At 68.8% G+C, this 26,804-nt stretch carries 16 protein-coding genes and 2 pseudogenes; 11 read left to right on the top strand and 7 right to left on the bottom strand.

Translation table 11 applies throughout. The annotated features are described in order from the left end of the window. Window positions 1–797 (bottom strand): annotated as a pseudogene (locus tag FXN61_RS27850) (PucR family transcriptional regulator); the annotation flags it as partial. Window positions 798–890: 93 nt separating this feature from the next. Between FXN61_RS27850 and FXN61_RS27845 the strand changes: the two are divergent. Continuing rightward, a complete protein-coding gene (locus FXN61_RS27845) occupies window positions 891–1,205 on the top strand; it encodes a DUF3099 domain-containing protein (RefSeq protein WP_167976979.1) in 315 nt (104 codons plus the stop codon). 144 nt (window positions 1,206–1,349) lie between these two features. On the opposite strand, the gene FXN61_RS27840 is transcribed toward FXN61_RS27845, so the two are convergent. Together FXN61_RS27840 and FXN61_RS27835 are read right to left on the bottom strand one after the other, a co-directional pair. Then, the gene (locus FXN61_RS27840) at window positions 1,350–2,228 is read right to left on the bottom strand and encodes a carbohydrate kinase family protein (protein ID WP_167976978.1); all 879 of its coding nucleotides are present in this window, start codon (window positions 2,226–2,228) and stop codon (window positions 1,350–1,352) included. Next, a complete protein-coding gene (locus FXN61_RS27835) occupies window positions 2,225–3,115 on the bottom strand; it encodes a pseudouridine-5'-phosphate glycosidase (RefSeq protein WP_167976977.1) in 891 nt (296 codons plus the stop codon). Before FXN61_RS27835 ends, FXN61_RS27840 begins: the two co-directional genes overlap by 4 nt. Window positions 3,116–3,146: 31 nt before the next feature. On the opposite strand from FXN61_RS27835, the gene FXN61_RS52840 reads away from it, so the two are divergent. The 5 genes from FXN61_RS52840 to FXN61_RS27795 all read left to right on the top strand — a co-directional run bounded on the left by FXN61_RS52840 (window position 3,147) and on the right by FXN61_RS27795 (window position 17,326). Then, a complete protein-coding gene (locus FXN61_RS52840; protein WP_167976976.1) occupies window positions 3,147–3,395 on the top strand; it encodes a DUF3039 domain-containing protein in 249 nt (82 codons plus the stop codon). 172 nt (window positions 3,396–3,567) lie between these two features. Beyond that, window positions 3,568–10,440, top strand: coding sequence for a LamG-like jellyroll fold domain-containing protein (locus FXN61_RS52835; protein WP_246292091.1), 6,873 nt, complete (start codon window positions 3,568–3,570; stop codon window positions 10,438–10,440). A 608-nt stretch (window positions 10,441–11,048) separates the two neighbouring features. Beyond that, entirely contained in the window at window positions 11,049–12,443 is a 1,395-nt protein-coding gene (locus FXN61_RS27805) for an RHS repeat-associated core domain-containing protein (RefSeq protein ID WP_446684950.1), read from the top strand. A 27-nt stretch (window positions 12,444–12,470) separates the two neighbouring features. Continuing rightward, on the top strand, window positions 12,471–12,809 hold the full coding sequence (locus FXN61_RS27800) for a hypothetical protein (protein WP_167976974.1): 339 nt from the start codon (window positions 12,471–12,473) through the stop codon (window positions 12,807–12,809). 11 nt (window positions 12,810–12,820) lie between these two features. Then, the gene (locus tag FXN61_RS27795; protein ID WP_167976973.1) at window positions 12,821–17,326 is read left to right on the top strand and encodes a ricin-type beta-trefoil lectin domain protein; all 4,506 of its coding nucleotides are present in this window, start codon (window positions 12,821–12,823) and stop codon (window positions 17,324–17,326) included. Window positions 17,327–17,363: 37 nt separating this feature from the next. Here FXN61_RS27795 and FXN61_RS27790 read toward each other — a convergent pair whose 3' ends face one another. Continuing rightward, on the bottom strand, window positions 17,364–18,455 hold the full coding sequence (locus FXN61_RS27790) for a YihY/virulence factor BrkB family protein (protein WP_246292090.1): 1,092 nt from the start codon (window positions 18,453–18,455) through the stop codon (window positions 17,364–17,366). 167 nt (window positions 18,456–18,622) lie between these two features. Here FXN61_RS27790 and FXN61_RS27785 point away from each other — a divergent pair, with 167 nt between their 5' ends. Then, window positions 18,623–20,308: a DEAD/DEAH box helicase gene (locus tag FXN61_RS27785; RefSeq protein ID WP_246292093.1), complete on the top strand. Its 1,686-nt coding sequence runs from the start codon at window positions 18,623–18,625 to the stop codon at window positions 20,306–20,308. 15 nt (window positions 20,309–20,323) lie between these two features. On the opposite strand, the gene FXN61_RS27780 is transcribed toward FXN61_RS27785, so the two are convergent. Next, a complete protein-coding gene (locus FXN61_RS27780; RefSeq protein ID WP_167976970.1) occupies window positions 20,324–21,112 on the bottom strand; it encodes a class I SAM-dependent methyltransferase in 789 nt (262 codons plus the stop codon). Between the two features lie 246 nt (window positions 21,113–21,358). On the opposite strand from FXN61_RS27780, the gene FXN61_RS27775 reads away from it, so the two are divergent. From FXN61_RS27775 to FXN61_RS27760, 4 genes and pseudogenes are all read left to right on the top strand, one after another. Then, entirely contained in the window at window positions 21,359–22,480 is a 1,122-nt protein-coding gene (locus FXN61_RS27775; RefSeq protein WP_167976969.1) for a sugar ABC transporter substrate-binding protein, read from the top strand. A gap of 73 nt (window positions 22,481–22,553) precedes the next feature. Beyond that, on the top strand, window positions 22,554–23,327 hold the full coding sequence (locus tag FXN61_RS27770) for an ATP-binding cassette domain-containing protein (protein ID WP_167976968.1): 774 nt from the start codon (window positions 22,554–22,556) through the stop codon (window positions 23,325–23,327). 20 nt (window positions 23,328–23,347) lie between these two features. Beyond that, window positions 23,348–24,777: pseudogene (locus FXN61_RS27765) on the top strand (sugar ABC transporter permease). A 4-nt stretch (window positions 24,778–24,781) separates the two neighbouring features. Then, on the top strand, window positions 24,782–25,936 hold the full coding sequence (locus tag FXN61_RS27760) for an ROK family transcriptional regulator (protein ID WP_167976967.1): 1,155 nt from the start codon (window positions 24,782–24,784) through the stop codon (window positions 25,934–25,936). 71 nt (window positions 25,937–26,007) lie between these two features. Here the strand turns inward: FXN61_RS27760 and FXN61_RS27755 are convergent, their stop codons facing one another. Together FXN61_RS27755 and FXN61_RS27750 are read right to left on the bottom strand one after the other, a co-directional pair. After that, window positions 26,008–26,187, bottom strand: coding sequence for a DUF7455 domain-containing protein (locus tag FXN61_RS27755; protein WP_030464836.1), 180 nt, complete (start codon window positions 26,185–26,187; stop codon window positions 26,008–26,010). Between the two features lie 405 nt (window positions 26,188–26,592). Next, on the bottom strand, window positions 26,593–26,804 hold a 212-nt coding region (locus FXN61_RS27750; protein ID WP_376770748.1), incomplete at its 5' end, for a hypothetical protein.

Below are 26,804 nucleotides of genomic sequence, written 5' to 3'. Positions count from 1 at the left end.
AGATCCGCGTTCGGCTGGCGTTCGAGGTCGGTCGACGCGCGGGACCGCAACAGGTGCAACGCCGCCGTGCGCGCGCCGTCCACCAACGCGGCGCTTCGGGCTGCGTCGACCGGACCCGTCACCTCGACCCAGACAGACCCGAGCAGCTCCCGGCCCGCGCGCACGGCGGCGACGAGCCGGTTGCCCAGCTGCGGGGTCAGCTTCGGGACGAAGATCGGTTCGTCGGACGACGCGAGGTGGGTGAACACGCCGAACTCGTCGAGCGCGCGACGGGCCTCCTCCGGAACGCGACGGCCGAGAATGGTCTGGACGCGCACCGGGTCCACGTCCTCCTGTCGGTAGGAGTACGCGAGCACGCGGGACTGCTGGTCCTCGATCGTCACCGGGCCGCCCACGACACCCGCGATCACGTCGGCCAGGCCGAACAGGTCGCCGGTGCGCGTACCGCCGTTGACCAGCGTCTGCGTGACGTTCGCAAGCTGGCTCCACGGCACGGAGGGATCCACGAGCAGCACAGCCGCGCCGGACTTGCGGGCGGCGACGACCACGCGTTCGTCCAACGGCGGCTTGCCGTGCAACACCACGGCGGAGGCCACGGTCGAAGACACAAGACGCGCCGCGGCAGCGACCGACGGCGTGCCCAGTCCGAGGAGAACATCGCCTGCCGTGGCCGGCGTGTTTTCCGCCGGATCGTGCAGGGCAACCCCACGTAGCTCGACGTCACGGCCCCTGGGCGCGCACGCCAGATGCGTGCCCAGACTGCCGAGCACGTCTACGAGGCGATCAAGGGCGACCACTCGCGGATGTTAACCGCCGACCGGGTGCCCCAAGCGTCACTCGGACGTGGGACCATGTGACACGTAGCCAATAGAGTTAAACGAGGTGGTGTCGTGAGCAGTCCCGACCGGGACGACACCCCGGTGTTGATCACCGAGGCGGCCCCGTCCTACGAGGAGCAGCACGCCGCCCGGCGCAAGAAGTACGCGATCATGATGAGCCTGCGCTTCCCGTGCCTCATCCTCGCGGCGCTGTTCGCCAACACTTGGTGGCTCGCCCTGTTCTTCATCGTGCTGTCCGTGCCGCTGCCGTGGATGGCCGTGCTGATCGCGAACGACAGGCCACCCCGCAAGGCCGAGAAGGCCAACCGCTACGAGGTCGAGCGCCGCGCCATCGCGCCCAAGAGCACCACCGTCATCGACGGCTGACTCGCCGCAGAACCCGCCAGACCCGGCCGCCCATCGACGCCGCCCACCCCTTTGCAACGAGTCTTTTGCGGACGACGTCCAAAGAGTCATTGCTAAGGGGCAGGTCAGCGGGGGCGCGGGAACTGATATATCGGGTGAACGGTCTCAGCGTGGTGGTTGGGCGCCGACGACGCTGACCGCGCGGGAGCCCGCGCGGACGCCGCCGAGCAGGGCGTCGCGCTTGGACGCGCCCGACAGCCAGGCTGCGAGGAAGCCGGCGTCGAAGGCGTCGCCGGCACCGGTGGAGTCGACGCACTCAGTGGTTTCAGCGGGGACTGAGACAATCTCGTCGGCGTCGACCCACGACGCGCCGTCCGCTCCCGAAGTCACCACGACCGTGCCGACGTGCGTGAGCAGTGACTTCGCCGCCGCCGGTTCGGAGGAGCCGGTGAGGGCGACGAGTTCGTCGGCGTTGGGCAGCAGGAGGTCGACGCCGCGCACGTCGTCGAGGAAAGCCTCTGCGGAGTGGATCAGGACCGCGGCCTGCGGGTCCACAGATGTCGTCCAGCCCGCGGCGCGCGCTGCCTCCAGCACGGCCAGGCCGGCGGGGCGGGACGTGGCGTCCAGCAGCACGTAGCCGGACAGGTGCAGGTGGCCGTCGGTGCCCGCGAGCAGGCCGGGGTCGAGGTCGGCGGGGGAGAAGCGGGCGTTCGCGCCGCGGTCGGGCAGCATCGAGCGCTGGCCGTTCTCGTCGACGAGGACGACCACGCAGCAGGTCGCGAGGTCCTGGTCGACCGCGAAGGCGCATCGGACGCCCGCGGAGGTCAGTTCGGAGTGCACCTGGCGGCCGGCCGAGTCGGCGCCGACGCGGGCCACCAAAATCGGCGATGCACCGCACGCGGCCAGCCACACGGCCGTGTTCGCGCCCGCGCCACCCGGCTCGATGGTCACCTTCGCGCGCACGTCACCGCCGTGGGCGATGGGGCCGCTGTGGCGAGCGACGACGTCCAGGCCGGCGTCGCCGACGACAACGACTGGCCTCACCTGAAGAGCTCCACCGCGACGGCAGCGGCGACGGTGGCGTTGTTGACGACGAGTTCCTCGTTGGCGTCGAGGCTCACGCCTTCGCTCGCGGTGTGGAAGTGCTCGAGGAGGACCGGCGAGACGTCCTTGCCGCGCACGTCCTGGTCGACCAGCTTCTGCAGGCCCTCGGCCAGCAGCCGGTCGTGCAGGTCGGAGTCCATCTCGAACGCGGCGGGGATCGGGTTCACCAGCAGCATGCCGCGCTCGCCCGCCGCGAACACCGCGGCGGCCTCGGAAGCGTTCTCGACGCGCCACGGCACGTCGAACTCCGACTCGCGGCGGTAGAACGCGGGGAAGCGGGAGGTCTGGTAGCCGATGACCGGCACCGAGCGGGTCTCCAGGACCTCGAGGGTCGCGCCCATGTCCAGGATCGACTTCACGCCAGAGCAGACGATCAGCACCGGCGTCGTCGCCACCACGTCGAGGTCGGCCGACACGTCCCACGTCTCGCGGGCGCCGCGGTGCACGCCACCGAGGCCACCGGTCGCGAAGACGCGGATGCCCGCCTGGTGGGCCAGGGCCGCGGTCGAGGCCACGGTCGTCGCGCCACTTCGGCCCAGTGCGTAGGCGGCGCCGAGGTCGCGCAGCGACAGCTTGGCCAGATCACCCGCGTTGCACACGCGGTCGAGCTCAGAAGAAGAGAGGCCGACGTGCGGCACCCCGTCGAGCACGGCGATCGTCGCGGGGACGGCACCGGCTTCCCGCACGACCTTCTCCAGGCGTGCGGCGACGGCGAGATTGCGCGGCGCGGGCAGCCCGTGGGACAGGATGGTGCTTTCAAGGGCGACGACGGGCCGGTTCTCGGCCAGTGCGGCGGCTACTTCTTCGGCGATGTGCAGCGTGGTCACGAGGGGACATCATCCCAGGTACCCTGGGCGCGTGAGCACCCAGACTCTCCCCGAGGTCGACGTCCGGCCGGAAGGCACCGACCACACCGGGGACGACGCCCCGAAGATGTTCCACTACGTGCGCAAGGCGAAGATCGCCGAGAGCGCCGTGATGGGCACCCACGTGGTCGCGCTGTGCGGCGAGGTCTTCCCGGTGACGAAGTCGCCGAAGCCTGGTTCGCCGGTGTGCCCGGAGTGCAAGAAGATCTACGACAACCTGCCTGCCGGCGGCGGCGAGTAAGCCTCCAGAACAGCTGACAGCGGCGCCTGGTGCCTCGATCTGACTCGAGGCACCAGGCGCTGCTGTTCTCCTGCGTCTTGGTTCGTGTGACCAGAGTGTGAGTGGGCGGCGGATATGTTTCGCGCGCACTTCAGCCCTGCGAAGGCGATAACCGAAGACCTGGGGGGACGCGTTGAGACACGCGTGGTTCAGCGCTGCGCACAGACGCACGCGCAGACAGATCAGCCTGCTGCTCGTCCTGCTTGTTGCCCTGCCGATCCTGTCCGGCGCCGAGTCGCCCTACGGGTGGTCCGGTGGCTTGCCGCTGGGGGCGTCGACCTCCGCACCGGAGCAACGCAGCGGCACCGCGGACGGTTCCACCCACGAGGCTCCGGCGGAGTCCACCCGGATCAACCGCGACCTGCCCAAGCGCGACCAGCCGAGGCCGAAGAACGCGGTCGCCGACCAGCCCGGCCCCCTGCCCGAGGTGAAGATTCCCGGGGCGGAGGAGGACCGGAAGGTCACGCCGAAGGTCGAGAAGCCGGTCCTCCCCGCGATCGACAAGGACGCCGTCGAGCGCCCGCAGGATCGCACCGAGACCACCCAGACGTTCGACAACCCGGATGGCAGCCGCACGCTGCGGCTGCACACCGGGCAGGCCAACGTGAGGCAGCCGGACGGCTCCTGGCTCCCCGTGGACATGACCCTCGTCCCCGCCGGCGGCAGGCTGAAGCCGAAGATGTCCCCGATCGGCCTCAGTCTCGGCACCGGTAGCGGGGACGGCGCGCTCGTCCAGATCGACGTCGACGGCGACCACAGCATCAGCTACGGCATGCGCGACGTCGCCAACGTGCCCGGCGAGGCCAGCGGCGCGCAGGTGACCTACCGCGGTGTCCGGCCCGGCACCGACCTGAGGCTCACCGCCGCCCGCGGCGGGGTGAAGGAGGACCTGCTGCTCGCCTCCGCGGCGGCGCAGTCCTCCTACTCGTTCACGTTGAAGCTCAAGCGCCTCACCCCGCGCATCGACGTCCTCGGCGGAGTCGAGCTCGTGGATGGCGACAGGATCGTCGCGACCATCCCCGCCGGCGTGATGGACGACGCGGCCGGTGTGCGGTCCACCAGCGTGAAGTACGGCCTCGACAAGATCGCTGACGACACCTGGGTACTGCGTGTCGACGCGGACCAGGCCTGGCTGCGCGACGCCGCCCGCGTCTTCCCGGTGACCATCGACCCCACCATCGCCCGGTTCGACACCGACGCCGACGCCATGTTCGTCCGCTCGAACGGCTTCGGCGGTGCCAACGGCGGGCTCGAGGTCGGCAGGGTCGACGGCAACCCGGTCTCCCGCACCTACCTGCACTTCGCCAACGCCCAGAACGCGTTGCGCAACCACTATGTCGTCAGCGCCTCGCTGGCTGTCGACAACGTCTTCTCGACGAACTGCACCGCGCGGTCGGTGTCGGTGTTCGAGGTGACGCAGCCGTGGTCGTCGTCGATGAGGTGGCCGGGTGCCGCCGTCGGCCAGTCGCTGTCGTCGCAGACGTTCGCGCACGGCGGTGCAGCCGGTACGGCGTGCAGCAACCCGGCGTGGGTGTACTTCGCACTCGATCCCGATCTGATGACGCGGTGGACGCACGGCTCTGCGCTGGCGCACGGCCTGTCGTTGCGCATGTCCGACGAGACGCTGCGCGAGGGACGCCGTTTCGCGTCGGCCAGCACCGTGAACAAGCCGTACCTGGAGGTCCGGTACTCGCCGGAGGGTGCCTCCTACGAGGCCACGGGCGTGACGCTGCCGTCCAACGTCAAGGAGGGCAAGCTCAGCGCCAAGGTCACCAACATGGGTTCGTCGACGTGGTCGGCGGGCGGCGGTGTCCACTTCGGATTCATCATCAAGCAGGGCGACCGCGAAATCGCGCGCCGCAACGGTTACCGCGCTGATGTCGCCCCGATGGCGACGCATCAGTTCGTGGACCTGCCAGTCCCGGCGCTCGCACCCGGCGACTACGACGTTTTCCTGACCATGTTCAACCCGGACGGCGCGGACTTCCGGGACGTGCACGGCGTGCCGTACGGGCGGATGCCGATCACCGTTTTCAACCGCGCGCCCAGCACGAACTACCAGCAGCCCGGCAACGGGGCGACCGTTGAGTCACTCCGGCCGACGCTGTACGCGGAGGGCGTCGACATAGACAACTGGCCCGGCCGCGGTCTCACCTACAAGTTCAAGATCTGCACGGATGCCGCCCTCACGCAGGAGTGCCAGGAGACCCCCGACTGGACCGGCCAGTCGTTCTCACCGCAGCTGACCCGCTGGAACAAGACCTACTACTGGGGCGTCAAGACCTACGACACGGTTGACGAGACGCCGTTCTGGGCCGCAGTGCACGCCCTCACCACGCGTGTGCCGCAGCCCGCGATCACCTCGCACCTCGCGGGAAGCCCGAACTCGGCGCAGGGGCCGGGGCTCGACCCGAACATCGGCAACTACTCCACCGTCGTCACCGACACCTCGATCGCGACGGTCGGGCCGGACCTCACGATCAGCCGCACCTACAACAGCCTCGACCCGCGCAAGGACACCGCTTTCGGCACCGGCTGGTCGTCCCGGCTGGACATGCGGCTCAAGCTCGACGACGACAACTCCGGCAACGTGGTCATCACCCACCCGACCGGTCGTCAGGTGCGCTACGGCCGCAACCCCGACGGCACGTTCGGTTCGCCCACCGGCAGCACCGCCGACCTCGTGTACACCCCGGCCACCGGCCTGTACACGTTGCGCGACACCACCGGCGCCCAGTGGAAGTTCGACCCGCTGGGCCGGCTCGTCACGATCGTGAACCCGGCAGGGCTCACCGAAACGCTGGACTACGACAGCAACGACCGAGTCAAGACGATCACCAACGACACCAGCAAGCGGACGCTCACCGTTGCGTGGCAAGGCAACCACGTCTCGTCGGTGACCACGCAGGTTCCCGAGAGCGGCAGTCCCGCGCTGGTGTGGACGTACACCTACGTCGGCGATCAGCTCAAGACGGCCTGCGTTCCCGGCGCCGTGCCGAACTGCACCACGCAGGACTACACGGACGGTTCGCACTACCGCAGCACGGTGCTCGACGACCGCCCGAAGACCTACTGGCGGCTCGGTGAGACCTCCGGCGACACCTTCGCCAACGTCACCGCGCGCAGCAACGGCCAGTACGCCGCCCAGCCGCACAACGTCGTGCTGGGCACCGCCGGTGCGCTCGAGGGCACCTCGGATCGGGCGGCGACGTTCGACGGCAACTCGAGTTACGTGACGCTGCCGGACAAGCTCACGTCCGAGTCGATGTCGCTCGCGGTCGAGCTGTGGTTCAAGACGACCTCGCAGGGCACGTTGCTGAGCTACGCGGACAAGGGGTTCCCGGCGGCGGCCGACAGGTCGACTCCGGTGCTGTACGTGGGTACCGATGGCCTGCTGTACGGCGGTTTCTCCCGCCGGGACGCCGGTGGTCCACGTCAGGTGGTCAGCACGCAGGCCGTCAACGACGACCAGTGGCACCACGTCGTGCTGTCCGCCGCGGTCGACACCCAGACGCTGTACCTCGACGGGAAGAAGGTCGGTGACCCCCTCGCCGGTCTCATCGACCACAAGCAGCAGGTGAAGCTCACCCTCGGCGCGGGTTCGGGCAAGGACTGGCCCGCGACCAACGGCGGGAACTTCCACTTCTCCGGCTCGATCGACGAGGCCGCGGTCTACCTGCACCCGCTCGGCTCGCTCGCCGTGGCGGAGCACCACGCCGCACGGGGCAAGCTCGACCAGTTGACGGCGATCAAGCTGCCGCAGGACAACAGGCAGTTCGCCAAGCTCACCTACGACGACATCAACGACAGGGTCGCGACCCTGCTCGATCACACCGGCCGGTCGTGGTCGCTCGACACGCCACGGATCGACGGCGCGACCCGCACCGCCGTGCTGCGCGGCCCCAGCAACTTCGGTGACTGGACGTACTCGTTCGACTTGGACAACGGCGGTCGGCTCACGTCGGTCGCGCACGACGGGGCGACGTCGCGCAACGAGTACAACGCCGCCGGGTTCTTGTCCGCGACGGTCGACCCGAGCGGGCTGCGTGCCGAGCAGACGACGGACGCCCGCGGCAACGTCTTGAGCCGCAAGACGTGTCGTGCGGCCGGTTCCTGCAACACCAGCTACTTCACCTACATCGAGTCGACGGACCCGCTCGACCCGCGCCGCGACAAGCTGGAGTCCACTTCGGACGCTCGCTCGACCGACGCGGCGGACACCCGTTTCCGCACGACCTACAGCTATGACGCGGCGGGCAGGCCGATCGGCGTGTCCACGCCCGCGCCCGCGGGTGTGACCGTCCGGCCGAGCACGTCGATCACCTACGCCACGGGCGCGGAGGACGCGGTCGGCGGCGGCAAGGTGCCGGCCGGTCTGCCGATCAGGGCGACGGGCAAGCGCAGCCAGGTGACCTCGTTCGCGTACTTCGCGAACGGCGACCAGGCCGAGATCAACAGCCCGTCCGGCTTGAAGGTCCGGTTCGTCTACGACGCGCTCGGCAGGCAGAAATCCGTCACCAGCGGCAACGCCGGCGGCGGTGTCTTCGGCACCACGTCCTACGAGTACACGCCGCGCTCGAAGGTCGCGAAGGTGACCGCGCCCGCCGTGCAGAACCCGATCACCGGCAAGACGCACCAGCAGGTGACGACGTACAAGTACGACAGCAACGACAACATCCTGGAGACCACGGTCTCCGATGTGCTGCCGGTCGCGGACGGAGGCACGCCGTCGCGCACCACGAAGACGGCGTACGACGCTCAGGACCGGTTGGTGCGCACGGAGTTCCCCGACGGTGGAACGGAAACGCGCGCCTACGCGGACAACGGCCTCACCGAGACCGTGACCGACGTCAACGGCGTCGTGTGGACGTCGCAGTTCGAAGAGCGCGGCTTGTTGTTGTCGCGCACCGCGACCGCTCCCGGTGCCGACCCGGAGGACCCCGACGCGTCGGGCTTGCTGGTCGAGTCCCACGTGTACGACCCGGCCGGCAAGGTGCGGTCGTCGGACGACGCGATGGGCCGCAAGACCACCTTTACCTACTACGACGACGGTCTTCTCGCGACCGCCACGCGCAACGGGTACCACGACCCCGACGACACGGTGCGGGACGTGGTGCTGGAGGACCGCACGTACGACCCGGTGGGCAACGTCGCGCTGCTGGTCTCGGCCGGCGGGCGCAAGACCACGCAGACGTTCGACGCGGCCGGGCTGCCGATCACGTCGACGTTCGACCCGGACGGCCTGCGCCGCGCGGTGACCTACACGCGTGACGCCGACGGCAACGCGGTCAGGACCGAACGGCGTGGTGCGGCAGACGACACTCGCGTCGAGGCCACGGCGTACGAGTTCGACACGAGCAACCAGGTGACGGCGGAACACGCGTATCTCAACGCGAACACCGTCTTCACCACCAGGTACGACCGCGACGAGCGCGGACTGCTGAAGTCCGTGACCGACCGCCGCCTGAACACGACGGCGTTCACCTACGACGCGAGGGGCAACCAGGTCAGCGTGACCTCGCCCTCCGTGGAGGCGTGGGTCGGCGGCGTGCGGATGGCGGGCTTCGCCGGCACGAACACCGCGGGCCGCAACGCGTTCGGGGAGCAGACGCACACCCGTGACGCGGCCGGTTCGGTGTCGGTCACCGATTTCGACACGATGGGCCGTGCCACCAAGGTCAGCCTTCCCGCGTACACGCCGCCGGGCGGACAGCCGGTCGTGCACAGCAAGCGGATGGAGTACGACCACGGCGGCAGGCTGAAGAAGTCGATCGACGGGCTGAACAGGGTCACGAGCTACGACCACGACCCGTACGGCCGGGTGACGGCGACGACCCTGCCCCAGGTGGGCGAGACGCCCGCCGTGGTCAGGTCGCGCTACAACCGCGCGGGTGACCTGATCACCAGCATCGACCCGCTGGGTGTCGAGAACCGGTTCACCTACGACGAGCTCGGCAGGCAGATCACCAAGACCGAGATCGAGCGCTCGTCCGGTTCGCCGGTCTACTTCACCACCACCACGAACCACGACCTCGCGGGCAACGCGCTGTCGGTGACCAACTCGATGAACGCCACGTCGAGCGCCACCTACAACGCGGCGGGCGAGATGCTCACCTCGACCGACCCGACCAACCGCGTGTCGAAGAGCACCTACGACATCGCGGGCCGCGTCGCGACGACCACCGATCCGTCGGGGCTGGTCTCCAGCCAGACCTACGACCTGCTCGGCAGGCCGGTCCGGTCGGCGAACCTGGTCGACGGCACCGAACTGCGTGCGAGCACGACCGAGTACGACCCGGCCGGCAACGTGCTGAAGCGCACCTCGCCGCAGGGCCGCGTGTCGAGCTACGACTACGACGCGCTCGGCCGGGTGGTCACGCAGACCGAGAAGGTCGACGCGACCAAGTCGATCGTGACGTCGTTCGGCTACGACAAACTCGGCAACCGCAGCAGGTTCGTGGACGGACGCGGCAACGCGACGGTCTACACCTACACCGCGAGCGGCCTGCCGGAGTCGACGGTCGAACCGGCGACGGCCACCACTCCCAACGCGGCGGACCGCACATGGACCACGGTGTACGACGCCGCGGGTCAGATCATCCGCGAGCTCAAGCCCGGCGGCGTCGCCCTCGACCGCGAGTACGACGCGCAGGGCCGGGTGAAGCTCGAGCGGGGCACGGGCGGCGAGGCGGCCACCGCGGACCGCACGTTCGGCTACGACATCGCTGGCCGGATGATCACGATCGGCGGCCCGCCGGCGCCAGCGGCTACACCTACGACGATCGCGGCAACCTGCTCACGTCGTACGGCGCGGGCGGCTCGGCGACCTACACCTACAACGGCGACGGCACCGTGGCCACCCGCAAGGACCTCACCGGTGAGGCGTCGTTCACCTACGACAAGGCGGGCAGGCTGCTCAGCTCCGCCGACCCGCTGTCGGGCCGCACCGTCGACTACGGCTACGACGCCGCCGGTCGGCTCGGCGTGGTCTCCGACCGCACGGTGAGCGCGTGGTCGTCCCGAAGGCTGGCCTACGACCCGCTCGGGCGCCAGACGTCCGACCAGGTGCAGCAGACGGTGGAAGGCGGTCTGCGTGTCCTCGTCGGCGCCGAGTACGGCTACGACCTCGACGGCAAGGTGACCTCGAAGAAGATCACCGACACCGCGGGCTCGGCGGCCAGCACCTACGGCTACGACGGCGCGGGCAGGCTCACCTCGTGGACCGGCCCGGCGGGCACGACGGACTACCGCTGGGACGACTCGGGCAACCGCGTCGGCGCCGGCGCGGCGACGTTCGAGTACGACGAACGCAACCGGCTCAAGTCCGGCGGCGGCGCGACGTACACCTACACACCGCGCGGTACCCGTGCTTCGGTGACCCAGAACGGTCAAACGACGACGTCTTCGTTCGACGCCTTCGACCGACTGGTCTCCGCGGGCGCGGTCAGCTACCGCTACGACAGCCTGGACCGTGTCACCGACCGCAACGGCGTCGCGTTCAAGTACCAGGGCCAGACCAACGACGCCGTCAGCGACGGCAGCAGGCTGGTCAGCAGGCTGCCCGACGGCACGGCGTTCTCCGACAAGGCGGCAGGCAGCACGGCCAAGGGCCGCATGCTGTTCGCCGACCTGCACGGCGACATCATCGGCCGCTACCTCGGCGCGGCCGTTGACGGTCTGCGCGCCTTCGACCCGTTCGGCGCGGTGACCAGCTCGTCCGGCGACGTGTCTCCGCTCGGCTTCCAGGGCGACTGGACCGACGGGGCGACCGGCTCGGTGAACATGGGGGCGCGCTGGTACTCGCCGGGCGCCGGCCAGTTCGTCAGCCGTGACGACTGGACGCTCGACCCGTCGCCGTCGTCGCGAGGCAACCGTTACGCCTACACCTGGAACGACCCGGTCAACGGCGTGGACCTGGACGGGCACGACAACGTTCCGGTGCTCTGCCCGCAGGACTGGGACTTGACCCTGAGAAGCATCTGGGATCTGCGCAAGTTCAACCCCGCCGCGCAGGCGTGGGAGTCGTTCTTCAGGCAGATGACCGGCACGTCGGAGTGCCTGGCGCAGACAGCAGGGACCTGCGTTTCGACCATCTATGACGACCACGGCAACCTCTGTCCCGGGTACACGATGTGCCCGGACGGGTTCCCGGAGAAGTACGGCCACTGCGGCGGCTTCTATGAAGACGACGCCCTTCGGCCCGGCGACTGCAAGACCTTCGTGGGTGGCTGCAAGAGGCCGCAGCAGAACTCGAACCAGCCCGGGAACCCCGGCAAGCGCCCGACCGTGGTGGCTCCGCGGCCGCCGCCTCCGCCGAAGTGGTGGCGGGACGCGCACCGGTACCTGCCGCGTCCGGACTTCGGTACCAACCTCGTCCCGCGCTCGCCCGATGTCGTGACTCTGCCGCCTGCGGACCAGGTCAAGGATGACCGCGACAAGGACACCACGGACTCCACCCAGACCACCGAGGACGACAAGAGCAACAACGCTCCTAACACGCAGCCGACCAGCAAACACAGCCCGTATCCGCCCGGAAGCCCACCTGTGCCTCCGTTGGAGATCGCTGTCGATGCCAACATTCTGATGGCGTGGGCCGAGAACGAGAACGGGAACGCCAAGGAGATCGAAAACGTCATCGGCAATCAGACGATCGTCATTTCTCCGCAGGCGGAGTGGGAATTCATCTACGGGAACAAGGCGCGAGAGTTCGACTTCAAAGCTGCGGAGTGGCTGCAAGGGCTCGGCAAGCGGCACAAGGTACGTCCAGGTGTTCGGCCGACTGAGCATCAGATCGAGGCAGTACGCAATCGCCCGGTGCCGAAGAACACTGCGAAGGTCCAGGAATCGGACTCCAAGGTGCTCGCCTCCGCTCAGGCCGAAGGTCTCCTTCTCTACACCGCGGACAGGCAGTTCTGCGCCTCGATGGTCGCTCAAGGGGATCCGGTGCTCTTTCTGCAGCACAAGACGGGTAAGACGTACCCTATGTCCTGTCCGAGACCTCCTAAGTGATCGAGAAAAGCAGGCGGCGACATGGGTATGTTCAACGTTCTGAGGGTGCCTGATGCCGAAAAATGTCAGCGGTGTGGTCGTGAAACGGTCCGGTACCTCCAGTTCTACTACGGGTTCATGGCTCTTCGTGACTATGAGATCGGAGAGCGGATCGAATGGGGTGGGGCGAGTCAGGAAGGAGTTCCGGGGAACCATCACGTCGCTGTCAAGGGATTCAACTCCGGTTGTCCGCACTGCGGATACGACGACGATACGGAGTTTCGGATAGACATCGTGGACGACGTGATCGTCTCGGCTGTGCCGGATGACGGCACGACGGATTTCCTTGCGCAAGATCACTATTACTGGGTTGTTCTCGAAGACTGAAATGGAATGAAATGAGAAGATTGCGACGTGCGGCCGTCTCGGCCGTGTGTTTCACGCTGGGGGCGGCTGTCGTCGCAACACCGGGATGGGCGGCCGCGCCGCCCACCGGTACCAGACCGGACGTGGTGAACTCCGCGGCCGACGCCAGACCCGGCCAGACAGTGCCCAAGGACGCGAAGGGCCGCAGCCTCGTCTACGTCGAGGGCCCGCAGGCGAACCAGCTCCGCGCCGCGGTCATCAAGGCGGGCGGTTCGGTGAGCGGCTCCGGCAACGGCCGGATCAAGGCCGCCGTCCCCAAGGACAAGCTGGACGTGGTCGCGAGCCAGCCCGGCGTGACCGAGGTGCGGCTGCCCGACCGGGCGGTGCCGATGGCGATCACGTCCGAGGGCGTGGCCGCGGCGAAGGCGAACCTGTGGCACGACGCCGGAAAGAAGGGGGCCGGCGTCAAGGTCGGCATCATCGACGTCGGCTTCGGTGACGTGGCGGCCTCGCAGGCCTCGGGGGACCTGCCGGCCAGCGTCACCATCAACAACGACAACTGCCTCGACGCGGCCGAGAAGTCGCAGCACGGCACCGGCATCGCCGAGATCGTGCACGACATGGCTCCCGAGGCGCAGCTGTTCCTCGCGTGCATCGAGGACACGTTCAGCTTCGACCAGGCCGAGGCGTGGCTGCGGCAGCAGGGCGTGCAGGTGATCTCGTCGGCGGTCGGGTTCCTGGCGCCCGCCGGCAGCCGTGGTGACGGCACCGGGGACGCCGGCAGCCCGGCTGAGGTCGTCAAGCGCAGCCGGCAGGCGGGCGTCCTGTGGAGCGTCGCTGCGGGCAACCAGGGGCGACTGCACTACGGCGGCAAGGCGATCGACTCCAACAGCGACAGCTGGGTCGAGTTCGGCATCTCCCGGCAGAACGGGTTCCCGCTGGACGCCGCCGCCACCGCCACGGTGGGGTTGCGCTGGGACGCCTGGCCGAAGACCAGGCAGGACCTCGACCTCTACGTCACGACGTCCGAGAACCCGCCCACCGGCGTGAACGATCCGAGCATCGTCGCGGTGTCGACGCGGTCGCAGCGGGACACGCCCGACGGGCTGGCGCCGACCGAGTCGGTCACCTTCCGCAACACCGGCGGCGCCACGAAGACCTACTGGGTGTTCGTGAAGAACCACAACACGGCGCTCAACACGCCGATGGAGCTCTTCGTCAACGGCCCTGGCATCAACCAGCAGCTCCAGCAGTACACCGAGGCCGGCAGCCTCGTCGAACCCGCCACCTCGCCGCACGTGATCTCGGCCGGCGCCACCCAGCCCAACTCGGGGCGGGTGCAGGACTACAGCGGTCGCGGCCCGACGGTCGACGGTAGACAGAAGCCGGACATCACGGGCTACGACCAGATTTCGACCAGGGTGATGGGCACCCTGAGGGGCACGTCCGCGGCGGCGGCGCACGTTGCGGGCGCGGCGGCGTTGCTCAAGTCCGCGAATCCCGCACTCGACGCGACGCAGCTGCAGGCGGTGTTGCAGAGCCGGGCGGTGCGCCCGGCGAACGCGGACCTGAACACGTGGGGCAGCGGTGTGCTGAACGTGGGCGCGCCGACCGATACGCCCACCGCCCCCGCGGGAGCCAAGTTCACGATCGACCCGGTGCCGACGCGCGCGCTCATCGAGCGGTTCGCCGCTGGTGAGACCAAGATGCTCCCGTTCCCCACCCTGCCGGGCGGCACGACCGCCGTCGCGATCACGGTGTCCGCGAAGGCTGACCAGAAGGACATGGGCGACTTCGCCATCGAGGTCGCTCCCGGTGACCCCGCCGCGCTCGCGGGCAAGGTGCCCGCACTGAACGCGCGCGGTGACAACGCCTTCACGTGGCAGTCGCTGACGCTCTTCGCGCCGCTCGACGGCGCTCGGTCGATCAAGCTGCGCAATCGTGGCAACGGCCCTGCGTGGGTCGTGGTCGAGCGACTGGGTTACTTCCACCCGGAGCAGAGTGCGAACACCTACTTCGCCAAGGCCGCGCCGGCTCGGGTGCTCGACACCCGCGGCTTCGCGGTCGCTTCCGGTGGCAACGGTCGCAAGGCGCCGCTCATCGGTGGCAACGACGCTGAGAAGACCGTGGACGTGCAGATCCGCGGTGTCGCCGGCGTGCCGCAGACCGCGACCTCGGTGGTCGCGAACCTCACCGCGTTCGAGGCCACGACGGAGCAGTACCTGGTCGCACACGCCGGTGGCACCACCCACGCGGCCACGACGTCGATCGTGGTGGCCCCCGGTGACCGGCGGACCAACCTCGTGGTGGTGCCGATCGGGCCGGACGGCAAGATCCGGTTGACCAACATCAGCGCCGGCTACACCGTCGGTGCGGCGTTGGACGTTCTCGGCTGGTTCGCGGAGGGCGATGCCGGCGCGAAGTACGTGACGATGGCCGACGCCGGTCGCGTCGCGGACACCGCAACCGGCAACGGTGTGCCCAAGGCTCCGGTCGGGCACGGGCGGACGGCCTCGTTCCAGGTGACCGGTGTCGCGGGCGTTCCGGCCTCGGCGACCACGGCGGCCGTGGTGCTGACCGGGCGGGACGACGACCTCGGTACCGAGCTCAGCGCGGTGGCGAGCGAGGTGGGCTGGGCGGCGGCGAGCCAGGTGGCCACGCGAAAGGCGGAGACCGCGTCCGGGCTCACGCTGGTTCCCCTCGGTGACAGCGGCAAGGTCGACGTGCGCAACGAACGCGGGCAGACCAAGCTCACGGCCGACGTCACCGGCTACTTCATCGGCGGCACCAGGGTCGCGACTCCCGCGGTGGCGGGCAACTGCGTCACGGCCAAGGACGAGCCGGGCTTCACCAGCGTGTTCGACGGGCGATCCGAGTCCGATCTCGGCGGGTGGCAGTCCACCGGCGCGAAGATGACGGCGGACGGGTGTGAGATCGTCACCGCCAACGGCACCGACGTCACCTGGTACGCGGCGCACACGTACGGCAACGACTACACGCTCAAGGTCGACTGGAAGGCCACGACGGCCGGGTCCGACTCGGGTGTGTACGTGGGGATGACCAACCCCGGCACGGATGCGGGACGCCCGCACCAGACCGGGTACGAGGTGCAGATCGGCCCGGTGGGCACGCCGGCCGAGTGGCAGACCGGCGCCATCGTCGGGGTGCGGCCACCGACGACCACTTCGGCCGTCAAGCCGGTCGGCGAGTGGAACACCTACGAGCTCAGGTACCGCTGGAACACCGTGACCGTGTACCTCAACGGTCAGCTCGTCAACGAGTACGGCTTCTCGGACGCGACGGCGGCGGGCAGGAACACCTTCGTCGGCTTCCAGAACGACAACACCGGTGACCCCGTGCGGTTCCGCAACGTGCGGATCAAGCGGGACACGCCGGTGTTGTCGGGTGTGCTGAAGAACGCCGGCGGCCGATGCCTCGACATGTTCGGGGCCGACCCGAAGCAGACGGTCGTCGACCTGTTCGACTGTCACGGCGGCTTTGCCCAGGTGTGGACGATGTACGGGGGCCTGCTGCAGGCGGGCGGCAAGTGCCTGAGGGCGCCGGCCACCACCGACGGCACCGAGGTGGTCATCGGCAACTGCGCGGGCGACGACCTCCAGCAGTGGGTGCTGCGCGGGGACAAAAGGCTGATCCACCGGGCATCCGGCCGGTGCCTCACCCCGCGGGCCAACGCCAACCAGGCGCGGCTCGAACTGCGCGCCTGTGACACGGCGAACCTGTCCCAGACGTGGACGCCACCCGAGGCCAACGGGGGCAGGGTCGGCCAGGTCGTCACGCAGATGGGCAAGTGCCTCGACGTCGCCTACTCCGACCCGACGTTGAACCTGGTAGGAATCCATCAGTGCCACGGCGGCGTGAACCAGGTCTGGGCCGCGCCCGGTGACGGCACGCTGCGGGGCTCCGGCAAGTGCCTCGACGTCGCGTCGCTCACTCCGGGGGAGGGCAGCTCGGTCACCCTGGCGGCGTGCAACGGCTCACAGCACCAGCAGTGGGTCTCGCAGCCGGAGGGCACGTTGGTCAACCCGTTGTCGGGCCGCTGCCTGACGTCGGCGAGTGAGGACTTCTCGCCGATGACGATCACCACGTGCGGCGGTACGCCGTCGCAGAGCTTCCGGTTGAGCTCGCAGGTGACGTCGGTCGGCCCGATCGTGGGCCTCGCGACGAAGTGCTTGGACGTGGCCGGCGGCGACCCCGCTGGCAAGATCAACCTGTACGACTGCAACGGATCGGTGGCGCAGAACTGGTGGATCACCGGTGACGGCACCCTGCGGGCGTTCAGCCACTGCCTCGACATCCAGCATCCCGGCAACGGGGCGCTGGTGGTCCTGGCGGGTCCGTGCCGGGGTGACAGCGGGCAGGTCTGGTCGCACCGTTACGACGGCACGATCATGAACCCGCTGTCGAACCGCTGCCTGGACGTCTACGGCGCCCAGCCGGACAACACCACGCAGATCATCATCGGCGACTGCCACGGCGGCCTGAACCAGAGGTGGGCGACACCGGTCAACCCGAGCTGATCCATCGGGCGGACCACGACGGCGGGGGTGGCTTCGGCTACCCCCGCTGTTTTTCTTCCTCCGTGTGCTGGCGTTGCTGCTGGATCTTGAGCGGCGTCGTCAGCTGCGTGTCGGCGGGGGAGGGCGCCGAGTAGCTGTCGTTGTTGCTTTCCTGCTTGGGCTGCGCGTTCTCCTCGCGGATGCGGGAGGCGGCGCGTTCCATCTCCAGCCTGCGCCAGCGGCGGCGCTGCCGGCGGGTCATGCGGGCCGGCCACATGTCCTGGATGGCGCTGTTGAAGTACGCGCCGATGGTGATCGCGAGGCCGATGAAGAACACGAACAGCAGGAACGCGATCGGCGTCGCCAGGGCGCCGTACGTATAGCCGGTGGTGGTGATCCACTGGATGTACAGGCGCAGGCCGATGGACGACAGGATGAACACGGCCATCGCGAGGATCGCCCCCGGCAGCACGCGGTGCCACGGCAGCTTTCTCGGCAGGGCGAGCTTGTACAGCACGGACAGCGACAGAACGAGCAGCAACGCGACGCCGGGGTAGTAGAACCGGCCGACCCACGTCTCGATGAACGGCCGCCACGACGTCGGGAAGAACTGCGGCAGGACGTCCGGGCCGAGCGCCAGTACCGGCAGCCCGATCACCAGCGCCACCAGCGACACCAGGTAGAGCAGCAAGGCGAAGATCCGCTGCCACAGCTCGTTGCGCACGCCGTACTGGCCGTGCGCGACCGTGATCGCGTCGACGAACGACGACATGGCCGACGAGCCCGCCCACAGAGAGATGAGGAAACCGACGGAGACGATCTCGCCCTTGCCGGTGGTGAGGATCTCCGCGACCGTGGGCTCGATCACGTCGTTGACCACGTCCGCGCTGAAGATCGTTCGAGTGAACCCGATGATCTTCTCCTGGACCGCCTTCACCACCTCGTCGCCGAACCAGTCGCCGAGATAGCCCATCGCGCCCAGCACGCCGAGCAGGAGTGGCGGGAACGACAGCGTCTGCCAGAACGCCGCCTCGGCGGCCTCTGAGAAGATGTTGCCCTGCCACGCCTTCGACAGCGTGCGCGCGAGTAGACGCAGCGGCCCCTTGCGGCCGGACCTGCGTGCGTCGTCGTCGTCGGTAGGCGAACCCATCGCAGGGACAAGCATGGTGCATGCCGCCACGTTTCGCGGCATCGACGCCGCGAACAGGTAGAGTCACGGTGCCCTCGGCAACGGCCTGCCTGAGGGCTGTTGCATGCCTGGACCATGCCTGAACTGCACAAATGAGGAGAAACACGTCTGTGACAGCGACAGCAGCAATGCGACCGCTGCGGGCATGGCAGCGCCGGGCGCTGACCAAGTACCTGGCCGCGAAGCCCCAGGACTTCCTCGCCGTCGCCACACCCGGCGCCGGCAAGACGACGTTCGGGCTCCGTGTCGCCGCCGAGCTGCTGGCCGACCGGACGATCGAGTCCGTCACGATCGTCACGCCCACCGAGCACCTCAAGCACCAGTGGGCCAAGGCCGCCGCCGAGCAAGGCATCCACATCGACTCGAACTTCCGCAACACCAACGCGATGACCTCCCGCGACTACCACGGTGTGGCCGTGACGTACGCGCAGGTCGCCGCGCATCCGACGTTGCACCGCGTGCGCACGGAGAACCGCAAGACGCTCGTGCTGCTCGACGAGGTCCACCACGGTGGTGATGCCAAGTCGTGGGGTGAAGCGATCCGCGAGGCGTTCACGCCCGCGGTCCGCCGTCTCTGCCTCACCGGCACCCCGTTCCGCTCGGACGACTCGCCGATCCCGTTCGTGCAGTACGACGAGAGCTCCGGCGGCTTCAAGACGTCCAAGGCGGATCACACGTACGGGTACTCCGACGCGCTGCGCGACGGCGTCGTCCGGCCCGTGCTGTTCCTGGCGTACTCGGGCGAGGCGTCGTGGCGAACCAGCGCGGGCGAGGAGTTCACCGCGCGCCTGGGCGAGCCGCTGACGCAGGAACAGACCGCACGGGCGTGGCGCACTGCCCTGGACCCGGCCGGCGACTGGATGGCGTCCGTGCTGCGTGCCGCCGACCAACGTCTTACGCAGAAGCGGGAGAACGGCATCCCGGACGCGGGTGGACTGGTGATCGCCACCGACCAGGAGACCGCGAAGGCCTACGCGCAGGTCCTGCACCGCGTCACGGGCCAGGTCGCCACCGTCGTTCTGTCGGACGACCCGAAGGCGTCCGGCAAGATCGCCGAGTTCGCCGCGACGAACGAACGCTGGATGATCGCCGTCCGGATGGTGTCCGAGGGCGTCGACGTGCCGCGCCTCGCGGTCGGCGTGTACGCGACGTCGTCGTCGACCCCGCTCTTCTTCGCGCAGGCCGTCGGTCGCTTCGTGCGCAACCGCAAGCCCGGCGAGACCGCGTCGGTGTTCCTGCCCTCGGTGCCCGTGCTGTTGCAGCTCGCGTCCGAGCTGGAGGCGGAGCGCGACCACGTCCTGGGCAAGCCGCACCGCGAGAAGGACGGCTGGGACGACGAGCTGATGGCCGCGGCGAACCAGACGAAGGACGAACCTGGAGAGGACGAGCGCGCCTTCACGGCCCTGGGCACCACCGCCGAGCTCGACCAGGTGATCTTCGACGGTTCGTCGTTCGGTGCCCCGACCATCGCGGGCTCGGAGGAGGAGCAGGAATACCTCGGCCTGCCGGGGCTGCTGGAGCCGGACCAGGTGCGCACCCTGCTGCTGCAGCGGCAGGAGGAGCAGCTGGCCTCCGCGGCCAAGCGCCCCAAGCCCGAGGTGGCGGTGCGGGAGGTGCGACCGGCGGGCGTGCAGGAACGCCTCGCGTCACTGCGCAAGGAGCTCAACACCCTCGTCGCGATGCACCACCACCGCACCAAGAAGCCGCACGGCAAGATTCACAACCAGCTGCGCGAGTACTGCGGTGGGCCGCCCACTGCGATGGCGAGCATCGAGCAGCTCGAAGAACGGATCGCGACCCTGCGTTCCTGGTAGCCGGTATCCGATATATCAGCTGCGCGTGATGACGACGGCCAGCGTGTCGTAGCGCGTGGTCAACCGGCCGCCGATCGCGTCGATCGCGCTGCCGACGTCGTCCAGGAGTTCGGTGGCCTGCTCGGTGGTGAGCAGCGCCATCGGGCTCATGGTGAGCATGAGGTCGCGGTACTCGACCGTCGTGTAGCTCCGCTCCCAACTCGCCTGCCACTGGTCGGTCCCGGAGAACAACCCGGTGCCGGCGAACGCCTCACCCGTGCGGACGCAGCCGGCCTGGTAGGACTTGAACGCCTCGTCGTAGGAGTGGCCGACGCGGAGCGGGATCTGCGGCGCCACCTTCTCGTACGCGGCGACGAAGGCGTCGGCGATCGGCTCCGGCGTCGCGAACACGTGCCAGAGCGCCACGAACACCCCGCCGGGCCCCAACACCCGTGCGACCTGGCCGGCCCCGGCCTCGGGGTCGACCCAGTGCCACGACTGCCCTGCGACGACGGCGTCGAACTCGCGGCCGGCCGGGTCCCAGGTCTCGAACTTGGAGACCTCCACGGCCACACCGGTGCCCAGCGCGAACTCGGCCATCCGCTCGTCGTGCTCGACGCCGAGCACCTCGAGCCCGGCTGCCTGAAGCTGCCGTGACAGGACGCCGGTGCCGCAGCCGACCTCGACCACACGCGGACCAGGGCTCGCGGCGACGATCTTCTCGACCAACGCGTCCGGATACGACGGCCGGGTGCGGTCGTAGAGCGCGGCTTCCGCGCCGAACGAGTTGGCGAGCCGCTCGGTGGCTTCCTTGTCCATGGTCATGAACCCAACATAGGGGTGTCCAGGAGGAAGCCGGCGAGTGTTCGCCGCTGGCGATATCCAATATATCGCTGCTGAATGCAGTAGCGTGGTGGTAACGCTCTCACAACTCTCGGTGACTAAATTTCGCCACGGTTACCGCATCGTTGCGACTTAATCGATCCAGTGTGGTTCCGGTCACGCATATCTGGGGCATACGTTGTGCGCCACAACATTCTCTGTGACACAGCGCAGTGAAAGGGATGGCGGATGCGCAGCAAGAGCCTCGCTTCCATCGCCGTTGCCACGGGCCTCGCCCTGGCTGTTTCGGCGTGTGGTGCCAACACGTCCTCCGGCGGAGGAAGCACGAACACGAACTCTGGCAGCGGCGGGGGCGCAAAGGTCGGCGTGATCCTTCCTGAGACTGCCTCCTCCGCTCGTTGGGAGGGCTTCGACAAGCCGCTGCTCGAGGCAGCTCTGAAGAAGGAGGGGCTCGACCCCGACATCCAGAACGCGCAGGGTGACGTCCAGAAGTTCAGCACCCTGGCCGACGGCATGATCAACGGCGGCGTCAAGGTCCTGATCATCGCGACGCCCAACAGCGAGGTCGGCGCCTCTGTCGCCAAGAAGGCGCAGGCGCAGGGCATCCAGGTCATCGACTACGACCGCCTGAACCTCGGTGGCTCCTCGTCCTACTACGTGTCGTTCGACAACGTGAAGGTGGGCGAGCTGCAGGGTCAGGGCTTCGCCGAGGCGATGAAGAGCGCCCCGCAGGGTGCCAACGTCATCGAGATCGAGGGCGCGCCGACGGACAACAACGCGACCCTGTTCCACGAGGGCCAGCAGAAGGTCCTCAAGCCGCTGTACGAGTCCGGCAAGCTCAAGCTGGTGCAGTCCCAGCCGATCGACAACTGGGACAACCAGAAGGGCGGCCAGGTCTTCGAGCAGATCCTGACCAGCAACGGCGGCAAGGTCGACGGCGTCGTCGCGGCGAACGACGGCCTCGCGGGCGCGGTCATCACGATCCTCAAGAAGGTCGGCCTGAACGGCAAGGTGCCGGTCACGGGCCAGGACGCCACGCCGGACGGTCTGCAGGCCGTGCTCCGCGGTGACCAGTACATGACGGTCTTCAAGCCGATCAAGGACGAGGCCGAGGCCGCCGCCAAGCTGGCCGCGGCGCTCGCCAAGGGCGACACCGCCGCCGCCGACGCTCTCGCGTCCGGCAAGACGAAGGACACCAAGGGCAGCCGCGACGTCAAGTCCGTCCTGCTGACCGCTCAGCTGATCACCAAGGACAAGGTCAAGTCGGTCGTTGACGCCGGCTTTGTCAAGGCCGCCGACATCTGCGTGGCCGACACCCAGGCCGCCTGCACCGAGCTCGGCATCAAGTAGGACCGCTTGCGTCATGGCGGGGTGCGGAACTGCGCACCCCGCCTCGGCGCGTGGTAACCACGGAGGAACCCCAGTGAGCGAGCCGATTCTCGAGCTGCGCGGCATCAACAAGAGCTTCGGCCCCGTGCACGTCCTGCACGACATCGACCTCACCGTCAACCCGGGCGAGGTCACCGCGCTCGTCGGCGACAACGGCGCGGGCAAGTCGACGCTGGTCAAGTGCATCGCGGGCATCCACCCGACCGACTCGGGAGAGGTCCTGTTCGAGGGCCAGCCGGTGCACATCAAGGGCCCGCGCGAAGCCGCGGAGCTCGGGATCGAGGTCGTCTACCAGGACCTTGCCCTGGCCGACAACCTCGACATCGTCCAGAACATGTTCCTCGGCCGCGAGCGCACCAAGCTGGGCCTGCTCGACGAGACGGACATGGAGCAGGCGGCGCGCAAGACGCTGTCCTCGCTGTCGGTGCGCACGGTCAAGTCGGTGCGCACGCAGGTCGCGTCGCTGTCCGGTGGTCAGCGCCAGACCGTCGCGATCGCCAAGGCCGTGCTGTGGAACAGCAAGGTCGTGCTGCTCGACGAGCCCACCGCGGCACTCGGCGTCGCCCAGACGCGGCAGGTGCTCGACCTGGTCCGCCGGCTCGCGGAGCAGGGCCTGGGGGTCGTCCTGATCAGCCACAACATGAACGACGTCTTCGAGGTCGCCGACCGCATCGCGTGCCTCTACCTCGGCCGTATGGCCGCCGTCGTGGGGTCCAAGGACGTCACGCACGGCCAGGTGGTCGAGCTGATCACCGCCGGTCGTTCCGGTGACCTGGGCATCGCCCGCCCCGAGGCGGCGACGATCTGATGAGTTCCGAAGAGGGCAGCATGACCAACACCACCGAAACGCCGGAGCAGGAGACCCCGCAGCCGGGCGCCATCTCCGACTTCGGCATCGACACGACCTCCATGTCCACCGGTGAGGCGGTGCGCGACTACTGGTCCAGGGTCCGCGGCGGCGAGCTCGGCTCGCTGCCCGCGTTGCTCGGGCTCGTCGTGCTACTCATCGTGTTCGGCTCGCTGTCCGACACGTTCTTCACCCTCGGCAACCTCGCCAACCTGCTCCAGCAGGGCGCCAGCATCACGATCATCGCCATGGGCCTGGTGTTCGTGCTGCTGCTCGGCGAGATCGACCTGTCAGCCGGTACCGCGTCCGGCGTGACCGCGTCGGTGATGGCACTGCACTTGATCAACGGCGGCAATCTGCTCGGCGGCATGGGCGACACGGTCTTCTACGTGTTCTGCGGCTGGCTGATCCTCGCGATCGTGCTCTCCGTGCTGATGAAAATCTGGGCCGGCGCCGCGTTGTCGCTCATCGCGCTGCTCATGGCCGTCCTGGGTGTGGCGCCGAACGCGTGGCTGGAGATGCTGCTCGCGATCTGCGTCGGCGCGTCCATCGGCTGCATCACGGGCTACCTGGTGGCCAGGGTCGGTATCCCTTCGTTCGTCGTGACTCTGGCGCTGTTCCTCGTCTGGAACGGTGTGGTGCTGCAGTTCATCGGTCAGGGCGGCACGCTCGGCCTGCGCGACGACACGATCTTCAACGTCGCGAACGCAGTCTCAACACGGTCGGCTCGTGGGTGTTGTTCGTGGTCGCAGTGGGCGGCTACGCGGCGGTCGTGCTCAGCCGGCACTTCACCCGGCTGCGCAAGGGACTCGTGGCCCAGCCGACGGCATTGGTGCTGGCCAAGATCGGTGGCCTCGCCCTGCTTGCCGCCGTCGCGACCTACGCGCTGACGCTGAACCGGTCACCCAGCAACCTCGTGGTGATCGCCGGTGTGCCGTACGTCGTGCCGCTCGTGCTGGTGCTGCTCGTGATCGGCACGTTCGTGCTCGACCGCACCAGCTACGGCCGGCACATCTACGCCGTCGGCGGCAACAAGGAGGCCGCGCGCCGGGCCGGTATCGACGTCGAGCGGATCAGGATGAGCGTCTTCGTGATCGCGTCCTCTGCGGCCGCGATCGGGGCGATCGTGTACTCGTCCAAGGTCGGCTCGGTCGACCCGAACGCCGGTGGCGGCAACACGCTGCTGATGTCGGTCGGTGCGGCTGTCATCGGTGGCACGTCGCTGTTCGGTGGCAAGGGCCGGCTGAGCAACGCCGTGATCGGTGGCGCGGTTCTCGCGATCATCGCGAACGGCATGGGCCTGCTCAAGCAGCCTGCAGCGGTCGTGTTCATGGTGACCGGTCTGGTCCTGCTGCTCGCTGCGAGCGTCGACGCGCTGTCCCGTCGCCGGGCCGCCGCCACCGGCCACTGACGCGGTGACCGGACCGACGTCCGGCACTCGTCCCGACGAGATCCGAAGGCACAACAGGACGGCGCTGCTGCGTCGCCTGCACGTCGACGGACCGTCCACCAGGGCGTCGCTCGCGGCTGAGCTCGGGCTCAACCGCAGCACGATCAAGGCCCTGGTGGACGGCCTCGCCGAAGCCGGTGTGGTAGCCGAACGCGTGCCCGCTCTGCGCAGCGGAGCGGGCCGCCCGTCCCTGCTGGTCCTGCCCCAGCCGAACGCGGCGGTCGTCATCGCGATCGACGTGCGGGTGGAGCACGTGGCCATGGGGTTCGTCGGCCTCGGCGGAGAGATCCTCGGGCGGGACAGCTGGAACCTGCACCGGACGCGTGATCCGGGGGAGGTCATCACGCACATCGTCGAGTCGGCGCGCCTCATGGCCGACGACCTCGACGCCACCGCTGTCGGTGTCGGCGTGTCGGTACCGGGCGTCGTGCGGCGCTCCGACGGGCACGTGCACGAGGCACCGAACCTGCACTGGACGGGCGTGGCGCTCGGCAAACGCCTGGAGGCGGTGCTGAAGCTGCCCGTCCAGGTCGGCAACGACGCGGAGCTCGGCGCGCTCGCGGAGCACGTGCGCGGCGCGGCCCAGGAGTCCTCGGACATGGTCTACATCTCCGCGGACGTCGGCGTCGGCGGCGGTGTGATCCTGTCGGGGCAGCCGTTGCGCGGCAGCGGCGGTTACGTCGGCGAGCTGGGGCACATGGTGGTCAACCCGCGTGGCCGGCGTTGCTACTGCGGCTGCGACGGCTGCTGGGAGACCGAGGTCGGCGAACCGGCGCTGTGCCGGGCGCTGGGCCTGCCCGATGACGCGCCGCGCGGCGCCGTCGTCGCGACACTGCGAGCGCTCGACGACCCTTCGGTGCTGGACGAGTTCGCGGACTGGCTGGCACTGGGGCTCTCGAACATCGTCAACATCCTCGGCCCCGAGTTGGTCGTGCTAGGCGATCTCTACACGGCGTTGCCGGCGTCGGTGGTCGACGCGGTGAGTTCCGCTGTGCAGCAACGCAGTCTCGTGTCGCGCGCCGTCGGTGGAACTCAGGTCGTGACGTCGCCCCTGGGCCGGGACGCGAAGCTGATCGGCGCGGCCGAGCTGGCCTTCGAGCCCGTGCTCGACACCCTCTAGAAAGCCCTGGAAAGCGAAGGGGGCGGAGATCCCGAAGGATCCCCGCCCCGAGCGGCTAGGTGGGGTGGAAGTCAGCCCTGCTGAATCTCAGCAGCGAGTTCGCGCAGTTTTTCGCTGTGTGCGCGGGAGTGGTGCCCGCAGAACAGCAGCTCGCCCCCGGACGGGAGAACGGCGCGAACCTGGGCAGCAGCCCCGCAGCGGTCGCAGCGGTCGGCAGCGGTCAACTCGGGGCGGGTGAGTGCTGCAGTCATGATGGATCTCCCTCCGTCCCAGCACCGATACGAAGTGTTTCGGTGCCCTCTTACCAAGCTGCGACCACAGCGCCCCTGGCCGGTGCGCGGTGCTCGCTGGCTCCACTCTGACAGACGTTCTGGCGATAGTCAGTGTTCCCGTGTGCGTGGCGACTCGCGTCACTCCACGATTTACCCGACTGCAGCAGGCTTACACCCGGGTTCGCCACCGGTTCACCGTCTTGACACGCACGCTGCGCAACCGGAAACCCGCTGGTGGAGCAGCGGGTTCAGGCCGTTCGGTCGGTTGCGTGCGACCGGGAGTGTGATACTGGTTGCGCTTGTCCGCCCGCAGCGAACAGGTCACGAACGTCCCACGATTCGGACGCGGCGCCGTGATCAAAATCCCGGCCGGCACTGCTTCGATCAGCTCGCGAGGGCCGCGCTGATCGCCCGTGCGGCGTGCCCCACGGCCTCCCTCAGAGCGGCGGCGCTGCGGCCGTTGTCGAGCACCGCGGAGACGGTGCCGATGACACTGCTGGACGGCGTGCGCACCGGAGCGCTGACGAACTCCATGCCCGCCGGCACCGTGGCGCCTGGCCGCAGCCGTGCCACGTCCTCCGCCCGCACGATGCTCG

Source organism: Lentzea indica (genome assembly GCF_012184385.1).
Lineage (GTDB): Bacteria > Actinomycetota > Actinomycetes > Mycobacteriales > Pseudonocardiaceae > Lentzea > Lentzea indica.
This window is presented reverse-complemented; position numbering and strand designations above follow the sequence as displayed.

Excerpts from the sequence above, each read along its gene's own strand:
- FXN61_RS27805 (WP_446684950.1), top strand. The coding sequence starts at position 11,049 with ATGCTGTTCGCCGACCTGCACGGCGACATCATCGGCCGCTACCTCGGC.
- FXN61_RS27800 (WP_167976974.1), top strand. The coding sequence starts at position 12,471 with ATGTTCAACGTTCTGAGGGTGCCTGATGCCGAAAAATGTCAGCGGTGT.
- FXN61_RS27795 (WP_167976973.1), top strand. The coding sequence starts at position 12,821 with ATGAGAAGATTGCGACGTGCGGCCGTCTCGGCCGTGTGTTTCACGCTG.
- FXN61_RS27790 (WP_246292090.1), bottom strand. The coding sequence starts at position 18,455 with ATGGGTTCGCCTACCGACGACGACGACGCACGCAGGTCCGGCCGCAAG.
- FXN61_RS27785 (WP_246292093.1), top strand. The coding sequence starts at position 18,623 with ATGCGACCGCTGCGGGCATGGCAGCGCCGGGCGCTGACCAAGTACCTG.
- FXN61_RS27780 (WP_167976970.1), bottom strand. The coding sequence starts at position 21,112 with ATGACCATGGACAAGGAAGCCACCGAGCGGCTCGCCAACTCGTTCGGC.
- FXN61_RS27775 (WP_167976969.1), top strand. The coding sequence starts at position 21,359 with ATGCGCAGCAAGAGCCTCGCTTCCATCGCCGTTGCCACGGGCCTCGCC.
- FXN61_RS27755 (WP_030464836.1), bottom strand. The coding sequence starts at position 26,187 with ATGACTGCAGCACTCACCCGCCCCGAGTTGACCGCTGCCGACCGCTGC.